Origin of the sequence: Yersinia sp. 2541 StPb PI (assembly GCF_052217145.1) — a bacterium.
GTDB lineage: Bacteria > Pseudomonadota > Gammaproteobacteria > Enterobacterales > Enterobacteriaceae > Yersinia > Yersinia enterocolitica_E.
The window spans coordinates 747,223-759,686 of the sequence record NZ_JAZGQB010000001.1; the positions used below are offsets into that span (position 1 = coordinate 747,223).

A 12,464-nucleotide genomic window follows, 5' to 3' on the forward strand; every position below is an offset into this window, starting at 1 on the left:
AATAGTTACATTTTGTAACATTTAACCCATTGGTGTTACCTGGCTAATGTTTTTACACTGCCGCCACTGGGTATTTAATCGATATACTTATGTGTGTGAAAAATACCTGTCAGATACTGTGTTATGCCATCCTGCGAATGCGAAGGTTATCTACGAACAATTATTTTCCTTAATTTCATTGCCACGGTTTATTGGTGAGCGATGGCTATTGTTCCAGGTGATGCCGATTATTTTTACGCATCTTTTCAGGGGTGGATTTCCTAAATTCCCGTCCTCTAACAAGGAAAGTCAATGGCCTCGTCAAGCTTCCAAAATGAGATACCCAAAGCGCGTATTAATATTAAATTAGACCTCCACACCGGCGGTGCCCAGAAGAAAGTCGAACTACCTTTAAAACTTCTGGTGATGGGCGATTACAGCAACGGTCAGGAACAGCGTCCGCTGTCCGAACGTGAAAAGCTTAATATCAATAAAAATAATTTCAACAGCGTGTTGGCCGAGTTCCAACCGAGCCTGAAATTAACGGTGCCTGATACTTTGGCAGGGGATAATACCGATACCGCCGTATCTCTGACCTTCAACGACATGAAAGATTTCGAGCCGGAAAGTGTCGCCCGTCAAATCCCACAACTGCGTGCCTTGCTGGCAATGCGCAATCTGCTGCGTGATCTCAAGTCCAATTTGCTGGACAACGCCACCTTCCGCCGTGAGCTGGAAAACATCCTCAAAGACGAAGCATTGAGCGATGAGCTGCGTGCTGAACTGGCGGCATTGGCCCCCAAAGACTGTTAATCGCCGGATTGGCTGCTTGTAGAAAGAAGAAAAGGAACATGCTGATGTCTGTACAGGAAAACAGTGCGCAGGGTACTGCGACGACCGTATTAGAGAAAAACCGTCCCGTAGCCCTGGGGGTTTATGCCTCTTTATTTGAAAAAATCAACCTGAGCCCAGTCTCCTCATTGACGGGTCTGGATGCTTTCCAGAACAACGATACCATGGCGGATGCCACTACTGATGAGCGTGTCACTGCCGCCGTCAGTGTCTTTTTAGACCTGCTGAAGCAGTCGTCGAAAAAAGTGGAAAAGCTGGATAAAACCCTGCTGGATGGCCACATTGCGGCGCTGGATGATCAAATCAGTCGCCAGTTGGATGCGGTGATGCATCACCCTGATTTCCAACGGGTGGAGTCGACCTGGCGTGGCGTGAAATCCCTTATCGATCAAACCGATTTCCGTCAAAACGTGCGTATCGAACTGCTGGATATCAGTAAAGATCATCTGGTGCAGGATTTTGAAGACGCCCCTGAAATCGTGCAAAGCGGTCTCTACACCCAGACTTACATTCAGGAATACGACACCCCCGGTGGCGAACCGATTGCCGCCGCTATCTCCAACTACGAGTTCGACCGTAGCCCGCAAGATATCGCGCTATTGCGCAATATCTCCAAGGTCGCCGCGGCAGCCCATATGCCGTTTATTGGCTCAGTGGGTCCAGAGTTCTTTGGTAAAGAGAACATGGAAGAAGTGGCCGCCATCAAAGATATCGGTAACTACTTTGACCGTGCCGAATACATCAAATGGAAAGCCTTCCGCGACTCAGATGATTCCCGCTATATCGGCCTGACCATGCCGCGCGTGCTGGGGCGCTTACCTTACGGCCCGGACACGGTGCCGGTACGCAGCTTTAACTACGTAGAGCAGGTGAAAGGGCCGGACCATGACCGTTATCTGTGGACCAACGCCTCGTTTGCCTTTGCCGCCAATATGGTGAAAAGCTTCATCAAAAACGGCTGGTGTGTGCAGATCCGTGGCCCGCAGGCCGGTGGCGCGGTGACCAACCTGCCTATTCACCTGTACGATTTGGGTACCGGTAATCAGGTCAAAATCCCGTCAGAAGTGATGATCCCGGAAACGCGTGAATTTGAGTTTGCCAATCTGGGCTTTATTCCGCTGTCGTACTACAAAAACCGTGATTACTCGTGCTTCTTCTCGGCCAACTCTGCCCAGAAGCCTGCGCTGTATGACACTGCTGATGCCACTGCCAACAGCCGTATTAATGCCCGCTTGCCATACATCTTCTTGCTGTCACGCATTGCCCATTACCTGAAGCTTATTCAGCGCGAGAACATCGGCACCACCAAAGACCGCCGTCTGTTGGAGCTGGAGCTGAATAACTGGATCCGTGGGTTGGTGACGGAAATGACTGATCCGGGTGATGACTTGCAGGCTTCCCATCCGCTGCGTGATGCAAAAGTCACGGTGGAAGATATCGAAGACAACCCCGGTTTCTTCCGCGTGAAGCTGTATGCCGTGCCGCACTTCCAGGTTGAAGGTATGGACGTGAATCTGTCATTGGTTTCCCAGATGCCGAAGGCGAAAGCCTGATTGTCATCATTTTTCAAACTGCAGCATTGTTGGCTACGCCCATTCACCCCAGTCAATGACCGGGGTGAATGCCCTTGCCGTAATTTGAAATTTATCGGGCATGATTGTACGCAAGGAAGTACCCATGAAGATTGAACGTCCTCTGTGGACTCGCGGAGTTTTGATTTCCCCGCAGCAATTTCAACAACAGGCTTCTTGGGAGGCCTGGACCAATGAATGCATCGCACAAATGGGCGTCATGCATCCCTGGGGAGTCCTTCAGGCCACTTTTGCATTAGATGCATTGGCTCAGGGCCGCCTGAAAGCAGAACGTTTGCACCTTCGTTTTCAGGACGGTGTCCTGGTGGACACCGATTGTGCTGATGTGTTGCCCCCGACACTGACACTGGCCGCCAATCTGCCGCCGGAGGCCACCGAAGCCACGGTTATGCTGGCGATGCCACAACTGTATGCCAACGGGGGGAACTGTCTGCAACCCGATGAGCGGGGCGAACGGCCCGTGCGCCATCGTCAGGCCTGGCGCGATGTACAAAATCAGTATGGGGATGATAAAAAGCAGGTCGCGGTGATGTACCACCAACTGACCCTGCGGTTGGACAGTCAGGAAAACGGCGATTATCAGGTCTGCCCGGTGGCGCGTTTGCTGCGGGATGCGCAAGGTCGCTGGACACTGGACCCACGTTTTATCCCGCCTATGCTGAGCCTGCAGGCCAGTGCCTGGTGTGGCGAACAGTTGGAATTACTGATGGTGCAGCTTCGGGCGCGTTTACAGCGACTGATGGGCATGCGCCGGGAAAGCAATGCACGAATGGCCGATTTTGCTGTCGCGGATGTGTCGCTGTTCTGGCTGCTCAATGCCCTTAACAGCGCTGAACCGGTGCTGGGGAATTTTCAGCGTTATCCACAGATCCACCCAGAACGGCTGTATCAGGAACTGGCAAGACTGGCGGGCAGTTTGCTGACGTTTTCCCTTGAACACGAGGTGACAGCGATCCCAGCCTATCAGCATGAACACCTGACCCGCGTCTTTCCTCCCTTATTTGCTTTGCTGAATATTCTGCTGGAAGCCAGCCTCCCTTCTCGGGTGGTGGCGATTGAGCTGGAGCATGAACCGCGTATCAATCAGTGGCGAGCGACCCTGCGTGATCCTCGCTTGCGTGAGGGGGCCGATTTCTATCTGTCGGTACGTTCCACTCTGTCTTCAGCGCAGTTACAAACCCAGTTCCCGCAGTTGTGTAAAGCCGGAGCGCCGGATGATGTCGGTAATGTGGTGAATGTTGCACTGAGCGGGATCCCATTGCGTCCACTGAGCCATGTCCCTGCCGCCATCCCATTGCGCCTGGAAAATCAGTATTTCTCCCTTGATCTCAGCCACCCTGCTGCGAAGCAGATGATGGAGGCAGGGGCTTGTGTGTTCTATGTGCCTGGTACGCTGGGTGAGATCCAACTGGAATTGTTTGCGGTGTTGCGCGCATGAACCATCAAATAACTGAACACTCCCCTACGGGGAATATTGATGCATTACTACAGGATACCTGGCTGCAGGTGATCAGCCTGCGTCAGGGAATGGCCTGCTCCGAAGGTGAAGGGCAGGCATTTTGGCAACGCTGTGTTGCAGACATTGAACGTGTCCATCAGGCGCTGAAAGACGCCGGCCACAGCGAACAAAGTTGCCAGCACATCAGGTACGCACAATGTGCTCTGCTGGATGAAACTGTGAAAGGCCGCGGTGTACAGGATGATGCCTACTTTGTGTGGTGTCACTCGCCCTTGCAGGCGCATTTTTTCAACACTCTAGATGCCGGTAACCAGCTTTATGAGCAGATGCGCACCGTGTTGCGTGAGCCCGCACCCGATAGTGCAGTACTGACCTGTTTTCACCGGGTGTTGATGTTGGGGTTCCTCGGGGGATATCGCTCTATTGCGGTACCTGAACGGGAACAACTGGTCAGCCAACTGACCGCACGGGTACCGGCGTTCAGCTTTTCACCATCACGTGGGATCTTGGCAACTGCCTCATCCCGTAACCGTCTTGGGGTCTGGCTGCGTTACTGGCCAGTGCGACTGGGGTTGGCTGCGCTGATGGTCGCGCTGCTGTGGTGGGGTCTTGACCACTGGCTATCTGGTTTGTTACCGACATTGTTACCGGGGCCAATGTGATGAGTCCGCTGTGGCGATATGGGTTATGGCTATGGGCGGGTCTTCTGGCGGTCATATTGTGTCTGGCGTTCCTGCCTTTCTCTCTGTTAGTCGGCTGGCTTATGCTGTTGCTGGTTGCCCTTATTTGCTTGGTGGGAATAGGGCGGGCTAGACGTCAACCGAACATGGCATTCTCTGAACCGCTATTCTCCCTACCATCCGAAAATCCGCTTCCACCTGAAAACCACCGTTTACCGGTGGTGCTGGTCTGTGGTGATGGTCTGGCATCATTATTTGGCACCGAGAGGATGCTGCAGACTGCGCAAGGCTGCTGGCTGCGAGTGGATGAGATAAACAGCCTACAACTGTTTACCCGACAGCTTCTGTGGCAGCGGCCTGAATGGGCCTCTCAGTTGGCGGTGATGGTGGTGGTGAATCCACAGCAACGCAGCGATGAGCGCCTGCTGGCCACCGATCTGCAAGAGCTGCGCTGGCAACTGATGCAACTGCGTAGCGATAGCCGCCATCACATTCCCTTGCTGGTGAGTAGCACGGTGGCCACACTGATGGCCCATGATGCGGTTTGGTTGTCACAACAGCAAACTCCGCCGCTGACGCTCTGGTCAACCATCTCGACGCCGGGATCTCTGGCCGACTGGCAGCGCGCACAAAGCAATGTTGTACAGGCGGAACGACTGAAACAGACGGTGTTGTTCAGCTGCCATCATGACTGGCTGAAAGCACAAGTGCTCCCGGTGTTGCAGGCGCGCAATGAGGATGTGGCACCGGTCTCTGTACAGCAGATTATTCAGCAGCAGGTTGCTGGTCTGCCAGATATAGAGCAAAGCTCCCTCTGGCAACATTGGCTAACCGCCCATACCTCGCTGACACAGGTGTCCGGTTGGCATCCACCGTCGACGGCTGCGCATGACGTCTTGCCTTTGCCAGATTTTGTCTTTTCAACACTTCCCCTCGGCAGTGGTGTGTCGTCACGTCGCCGGGTGCTGCGCCATGGCGTCACTTTACTGACCCTGGCGGCAATAGTGGCTTTGTGCAGCAGTGCCTGGCAAAACCGACAATTGTTGCACCGTGTGAGTTTTGATATTCGCCATTACCACAGCATAGCCATGACGGATTATGGCCCAAAAGCAAAAGCTGTTGAGGTATTACGCCATGATGCTGCACAGCTCAATGAGTGGTTCCGTAATGGTGAACCACTGCGTATGGGATTGGGGCTGTATCAGGGGGAACGTCTGCACCAGCCTCTACTCGATGCTGTTCAAGCCTATATCCCACCGCCAGCGATAGAGGAAGTGGGCGTAGCAACAACGGTACGCCTCGACGCGCTGTCGTTATTTGATACGGGCAAGTTCCAGCTCAAACCGGGCAGTACCAAAATGCTGGTCAACGCGCTTATCGACATCAAAGCCAAACCCGGCTGGCTGATAGTGGTTGCAGGGCATACCGATATTACGGGTGATGCCGACGCTAATCAGACGCTGTCACTTAAACGCGCAGAAGCACTACGCGACTGGATGCTCTCAACCAGCGACGTCTCACCCACCTGCTTTGCGGTTCAGGGCTACGGGGCGACACGCCCGATTGCAACAAATGACACTGCGGAAGGCCGTGCGCTCAACCGTCGTGTCGATATTAGTTTGGTGCCGCAGGTTGATGCCTGCAAAGCACCAGCCCCCAAGACTCATCAAATGATTGATGAGTGATTAACCTAGAAATGGAGAAGTAACCCATGGCAATTCCAGTATATCTGTGGCTGAAAGATGATGGCGGTGCGGACATTAAAGGTTCCGTAGATGTTAAAGATCGCGAAGGCAGCATTGAGATCGTGGCACAGGAACATAACCTGTATATCCCGACAGACAACAACACGGGCAAGCTGACCGGCACCCGTATCCATACCCCGTTCCTGTTCACCAAGGAAATCGATTCTTCCAGCCCGTACCTGTACAAAGCGGTAACCACCGGCCAGACCCTGAAATCCGCTGAGTTCAAATGGTATCGCATTAACGATGCGGGCCAGGAAGTGGAATATTTCAATACCAAGCTTGAGAACGTGAAACTGGTGAAAGTGGCACCGAAGATGCACGACATCAAGGATCCGGCCAAAGAGAAACACAATCACCTCGAAGCCATTGAGCTGCGTTACGAAAAAATCACCTGGACTTACAAAGACGGCAACATCATTCATTCCGATTCCTGGAACGAGCGTACTACCGCGTAATTACCCGTCATTCTTCGCGCCGCAGGTGCGTTGGCTACGTTCGCTCACTCGGGTCACATAGTTATCTATGCTCCCAGGGATTCGTTCATTTGCCGCCTGCCTGCAACACGAATTATTTAGGGTAACCCGCAGCAGCAGGCGGTTCGCCGTCTGCTTTTTGTGTTTTTAGCTCAGTATCGGGGTATCGGTATTCAGCCAAACGCACACACATTTTATCAGATGACCTTATGGGCCTTGGTTTATGGCTATGGGCGGTAGCGTGCCCGACGCCAGCTTCATCTGGCTATTTTACTTGCCATTTTGCACCTAGGCAGTGCTCGGGCCATCACGTACTGCGTGTACGCTCCGGGCCTTGCGCGCTGTCCGTGTTCAAACTGACGGCGACAATAACGCCAGTGAAACCGGCTAACGTATCAGGTTTCGCATACAAGGAAGAGAATTTATGACAACGCATTCAGCACACTTATTACGTCGGTTAAATCCCTATTGCGCGCAGGCACTGGCCGGTGCTGCAACCCTGTGTCAGACCCGTGCCCATGCCGAGATAACCGTTGAACATTGGTTGTTGAAACTGCTGGAACAGGGTGAAGGCGATATCACGGTGATTGCCCGTCGTTATGAGTGGGACATGGACAGCCTGTGGCAGGGGTTGCTGGCCCATCTGGATACTTTGCCGCGCACGGTGCAGGGCAAACCTCAGTTGTCAGCCGCGTTACAGCAACTGATCAAAAGTGCCTGGCTGGATGCCTCGTTGCAGGAAAATGCTGATGCGGTGCGTTCCGCCCATCTGTTATCTGCTCTGATAAATTCGCCATCATTATTGGCCGCCGATGCCGCCTGGCCGTTGCTCAGCCTGAGTACCACCCAGTTACACCGCTTGCTACCGTTGTTGGACAGCCAATCAGACGAGCGCCCTGAAGTTCAGCAGGCTGCGGCACTGGCAGACAGCCCGGTCAATCTGACCAATGAGGCAGCGACTACTACCTCTACCAGCGGCCAGCCGCAACTCAATGACGCCCTGCAAGCGGCGCTGGATAAATTTACCCTCGATGTTACTGCTAAAGCGAAAACCGGGCAGATTGACCCGATTTTTGGTCGCGATACCGAGATCCGCCAGATGGTCGACATCCTGTCGCGCCGCCGTAAAAACAACCCGATTCTGGTCGGTGAACCGGGTGTGGGTAAAACCGCCTTGGTTGAAGGGCTGGCGCTGCGCATTGCCGAAGGTAACGTGCCGGATAGCCTGAAAACCGTCAGCCTGCGCACCCTGGACTTGGGCCTGTTGCAAGCCGGGGCTGGGGTCAAAGGCGAGTTCGAGCAGCGGCTGAAAAATGTTATCGAGGCGGTACAACAATCGCCAACACCGGTGTTGCTGTTTATCGACGAAGCCCACACCATCATCGGTGCCGGTAATCAGGCCGGTGGCGCAGATGCCGCCAACCTGCTGAAACCAGCACTGGCGCGTGGTGAACTGCGCACCATTGCTGCTACCACCTGGTCGGAATACAAACAGTATTTTGAACGGGATGCCGCATTAGAACGCCGCTTTCAGATGGTGAAAGTTGACGAGCCGGACGACGCCAAAGCCAGCCTGATGCTGCGCGGCTTAAAGGGCCGCTACGCCCAGCACCACGGCGTGCATATTCTGGATTCTGCTATTACCGCTGCGGTTACCCTGTCGCGGCGCTTCCTGACCGGTCGCCAACTGCCGGATAAAGCGGTGGACCTGCTCGATACTGCCGGTGCCCGCGTGCGCATGAGCATCGACACGCTACCCGAAGCGCTGATGGAAATTAACGCCGAACTGGCTGCATTGGCGATGGAGCAACAGGCCATCGAACAGGATTTGCTCCTGCTGCCGAGTATCGGTTCAACCCGCTTATCTGAGATTGACCAACGCCGCGCAGAACTGCTGGTTGGGCAGCAAACGCTTGAACAGCAATATGCAGCAGAGCAACGCCTCACCGCCCTGATTATCGACGCGCGTCAGGATATCGCCAACGCGGCACATCTGGCCAGGTTGCAGGAAGAGTTAAGTCAGATTCAGGGTAATGCGCCGCTGCTGTCGCTGGATGTTGATGTGCGCACGGTGGCGACGGTTATCGCCGACTGGACCGGCGTGCCGTTGAGCAGCCTGCTGAAAGACGAACAGACCGATTTATTGCAACTGGAAAACCACCTCGCGACCCGGGTGGTCGGTCAGGATGCGGCGCTGGTTGAGATGGCACAACGCCTGCGCGCCGCCAAAACCGGCCTGACGTCCGAAAATGGCCCGCTGGGGGTGTTCCTGCTGGTTGGCCCCAGTGGGGTGGGCAAAACCGAGACTGCGCTGGCACTGGCCGACACACTGTTCGGTGGCGAGAAATCGCTGATCACCATCAACATGTCTGAATATCAGGAGGCGCACACCGTTTCTCAGTTGAAAGGTTCGCCACCGGGCTATGTCGGTTACGGTCAGGGCGGCATTCTGACCGAGGCGGTGCGCAAGCGCCCGTACAGCGTGGTGCTGCTTGACGAAGTTGAGAAAGCGCACGCTGATGTCATTAACCTGTTCTATCAGGTATTTGACCGTGGCTTTATGCGCGACGGTGAAGGGCGCGAAATTGATTTTCGTAACACCGTGATCCTGATGACCGCCAATCTGGGCAGTGATCATCTGATGCAGTTACTGGATGAACAACCGGAAGCGACCCATAGCGATCTGCATGAACTGCTGCGCCCGATCCTACGTGACCACTTCCAGCCCGCCTTGCTGGCCCGCTTCCAGACCCTGATCTACCGCCCACTGGATGCCACCGCGTTGCGTACCATCGTCGAGATGAAACTGGCACAGGTCGCTAAACGCCTGAACAAACATTACGGCTTGCACTGCTCGATTGAAGAAAGCCTGTACGACACGCTAGTCGCCGCCTGCCTGCTGCCGGACACTGGCGCGCGCAACATCGATAGCCTGCTGAATCAGCAGATTTTACCGGTGCTGAGCCAACAACTGTTAAGCCGCATGAGTGAGCAACAGCGCACCACCTCGCTGACCTTGGGCTGGGATGAAGCCGACGGCATTACCCTTGAATTTGAAGGAGGCGAAAAATGAATACCTCTTTCCCTGCTATTCGGTTTGACCATAGCCACCACAAACTGGTGGTCCGCGACAGCACGGCCTCTGTTGATGTACTGGGCTTTGAAGGTCACGAAAGTTTAAGCCAGCCGTTCTGTTACGACATTCAATTCACCAGCGCAGACAAGGCGATTGACCCGGCCACTATGCTGATGCAGGACGCGTCACTGACATTGGCGGCCCCGGTGGCCGAAGCCTTTGGCGTGACGGTTCAGCAGACCCAGCGGGTGATCCACGGCGTGGTGACCGGATTTAAACGCCTGTCTGCTTCAAAAGATGAATGCCGTTACGAACTGAGTCTGCAACCGCGTTTGGCTTTGTTGTCGCGCAGCCATCAGAACGGGATTTATCAGGACATGTCGGTGCCGCAGATTGTGGAAAAAATTCTGCGTGAGCGCCATGACATGCGCGGTAAGGTCAGGATTTTGTCTTCACGCTGGCCCGTGAATATCCGCGCCGCGAGCAGGTGATGCAATACGGCGAAGATGACCTGACCTTTATCAGCCGCCTGCTGGCGGAAGTGGGGATCTGGTTTCGTTTTACCGCTGACCCCAAACTCAATATTGATGTGGTGGAATTTTACGATGACCAACGTTTTTACCCGACAGGACTGACGCTACAAGCGGTGCCACCTTCGGGGATGCACGACAGCGGCGTGGAGTCGGTCTGGGACTTGTCCAGTGCTCATCAGGTGGTTGAAAAATCGGTCAGTACCGGCGATTACAACTATCGCACCGCGACTGCCGATATGATGGCCGGGGCAGACATCACTCGGGGTGATACCACCACCTACGGCGAAGCTTATCATTACGCCGATAACTACCTGACCGCAGGCAGCGAAGGGCGTGAGCCGGAAAGTGAAAGTGGGGCATTTTATGCCCGCCTGCGCCATGAACGTTACCTGAACAATCAGGCGCGCTTTTCGGGGGTAGCCAATGCGGCGACACTGGGGCCGGGTCAGGAACTGAAAGTCACCGGAAGCGATGTGCCGGCACAGTTTGGTAAAGGGGTGATAATCACCCGCATCACCAGCTATGCCCGCCGTGACCGCAGCTATGAAGTGCATTTTGAGGCCATCCCTTACTCCGAAGATTATTGCTTCCGTCCAGCACTTATCCGCAAGCCGACCATGGCCGGAACCTTGCCGGCGCGGGTGACCAGCACCACTGCAAACGACACCTATGGTCATATCGACAAAGACGGGCGCTACCGTGTCAACCTGATGTTCGACCGTGACAGTTGGGAGCCGGGTTACGAAAGCTTGTGGGTCCGTCAGGCTCGACCGTATGCGGGTGACACCTACGGCCTGCACCTGCCGCTGCTGGCGGGCACCGAAGTGGCGATTGCGTTTGAGGATGGCAACCCGGACCGGCCGTATATTGCCTCTGTGTTGCACGACTCGGCGCACGGCGACCATGTCACCATCAGCAACTACAAACGCAACGTACTGCGCACTCCGTCGAATAACAAACTGCGCCTTGAGGATGAACGGGGTAAAGAGCACATCAAGCTCAGCACCGAATATGGCGGCAAAAGCCAGTTGAATCTGGGGCATTTGGTCGATAACGAGAAACAGCCTCGGGGTGAAGGTTTTGAGCTGCGTACCGACAGTTTTGGTGCATTGCGTGCAGAAAAGGGCATTTTTATCAGTGCCGACGGTCAGGCCAAAGCTCAGGGGCAGGTGCTGGAGATGGACGCGGTTATCAGTGAAATGACCTCGCTACAGGAGATGGCGCAATCTCTGTCAGATGATGCACAGACAGCGACGGCGAATCCCGCAGATATATCGGCACAGATATCACTGATAAATGAGAGGGTAAAGGATCTAACCGCATCAGTCTTATTAATGCATGCCCCAAAAGGCATTGCCCTGAGCAGTGGTGAGCATTTGCAAATATCTGCCAGCGAAAACCTGATAGCCACTGCCGGTAAGAACAGCGATATCAGCGTAGCAAAGAACTTATTTATTGGTGTGGGAAATACCTTAAGTATCTTCGTCAGAAAACTGGGGATGAAGCTGATAGCCAATCAGGGGCCGATAACAGTTCAGGCGCAAAATGATCTGATGGAGTTATTGGCGCGCAAAGCGATAACGATCACCAGTACCGAGGATGAGATAAAAATCACCGCCAAGAAGAGGATTACGCTGAATGCAGGCGGCAGTTATATCACGCTGGATGAGAATCGGATTGAGTCAGGAACTGCCGGAGAATATCTGACCAAGGCAGGGCATTACGGGCGACAGGAAAAAGCGAAGCAGGTAGTGGCAATGCCCGAATTTCAGCTGATTCCCGGTGGGAAGCATAATCTACAATTTCTATTTACCGATGATGATAATGTACCTTATTCAAATACACCGTATATTGCTTATCTTGTCGATGGAAGAGAAATTAAAGGAGTGACAGATGCAAAAGGTAATACGGAAATATTTGTTACCGATGATGAGCAAAATATAAAAATAAATTTACAGGTATAGTGTTCTTAAGATGTAAAAATGCATTTTTTGAATGTTTCTAAAAACCACTTGATCTTTTTAATTTTCAACTTAAATTGATAGTGAATTAAGTGTGATTATTGTTTTTGT

7 protein-coding genes and 1 pseudogene are annotated in these 12,464 nt (G+C 53.7%); all 8 read left to right on the plus strand.

Features of this window, described 5'->3' with window-relative positions; genetic code table 11:
• Nucleotides 1-291 precede the first annotated feature (291 nt).
• The 8 genes and pseudogenes from tssB to vgrG all read left to right on the plus strand — a co-directional run bounded on the left by tssB (nt 292) and on the right by vgrG (nt 12,356).
• Nucleotides 292-792 carry a type VI secretion system contractile sheath small subunit gene (tssB, locus tag V1953_RS03180; protein ID WP_083162567.1) on the plus strand — a complete coding sequence of 167 codons (501 nt, stop codon included), beginning with the start codon at nt 292-294 and terminating at the stop codon, nt 790-792.
• Between the two features lie 38 nt (nt 793-830).
• On the plus strand, nt 831-2,384 hold the full coding sequence (tssC, locus tag V1953_RS03185; RefSeq protein ID WP_442850640.1) for a type VI secretion system contractile sheath large subunit: 1,554 nt from the start codon (nt 831-833) through the stop codon (nt 2,382-2,384).
• Between the two features lie 124 nt (nt 2,385-2,508).
• On the plus strand, nt 2,509-3,861 hold the full coding sequence (gene tssK, locus V1953_RS03190; RefSeq protein WP_050292348.1) for a type VI secretion system baseplate subunit TssK: 1,353 nt from the start codon (nt 2,509-2,511) through the stop codon (nt 3,859-3,861).
• On the plus strand, nt 3,858-4,544 hold the full coding sequence (gene tssL / locus V1953_RS03195; RefSeq protein WP_083162569.1) for a type VI secretion system protein TssL, short form: 687 nt from the start codon (nt 3,858-3,860) through the stop codon (nt 4,542-4,544). The genes tssK and tssL overlap by 4 nt, the downstream gene beginning before the upstream one ends.
• A complete protein-coding gene (locus V1953_RS03200) occupies nt 4,544-6,247 on the plus strand; it encodes an OmpA family protein (protein WP_442850641.1) in 1,704 nt (567 codons plus the stop codon). The genes tssL and V1953_RS03200 overlap by 1 nt, the downstream gene beginning before the upstream one ends.
• Before the next feature lie 26 nt (nt 6,248-6,273).
• Nucleotides 6,274-6,765 carry a type VI secretion system effector Hcp gene (hcp, locus tag V1953_RS03205; RefSeq protein ID WP_004711812.1) on the plus strand — a complete coding sequence of 164 codons (492 nt, stop codon included), beginning with the start codon at nt 6,274-6,276 and terminating at the stop codon, nt 6,763-6,765.
• A 442-nt stretch (nt 6,766-7,207) separates the two neighbouring features.
• The gene (gene tssH / locus V1953_RS03210; protein WP_442850642.1) at nt 7,208-9,856 is read left to right on the plus strand and encodes a type VI secretion system ATPase TssH; all 2,649 of its coding nucleotides are present in this window, start codon (nt 7,208-7,210) and stop codon (nt 9,854-9,856) included.
• Nucleotides 9,853-12,356 (plus strand): annotated as a pseudogene (gene vgrG / locus V1953_RS03215) (type VI secretion system tip protein VgrG). Before tssH ends, vgrG begins: the two are co-directional and overlap by 4 nt.
• Nucleotides 12,357-12,464 lie beyond the last annotated feature (108 nt).

Excerpts from the sequence above, each read along its gene's own strand:
- tssB (WP_083162567.1), top strand. The coding sequence starts at position 292 with ATGGCCTCGTCAAGCTTCCAAAATGAGATACCCAAAGCGCGTATTAAT.
- tssC (WP_442850640.1), top strand. The coding sequence starts at position 831 with ATGCTGATGTCTGTACAGGAAAACAGTGCGCAGGGTACTGCGACGACC.
- tssK (WP_050292348.1), top strand. The coding sequence starts at position 2,509 with ATGAAGATTGAACGTCCTCTGTGGACTCGCGGAGTTTTGATTTCCCCG.
- tssL (WP_083162569.1), top strand. The coding sequence starts at position 3,858 with ATGAACCATCAAATAACTGAACACTCCCCTACGGGGAATATTGATGCA.
- V1953_RS03200 (WP_442850641.1), top strand. The coding sequence starts at position 4,544 with ATGAGTCCGCTGTGGCGATATGGGTTATGGCTATGGGCGGGTCTTCTG.
- hcp (WP_004711812.1), top strand. The coding sequence starts at position 6,274 with ATGGCAATTCCAGTATATCTGTGGCTGAAAGATGATGGCGGTGCGGAC.
- tssH (WP_442850642.1), top strand. The coding sequence starts at position 7,208 with ATGACAACGCATTCAGCACACTTATTACGTCGGTTAAATCCCTATTGC.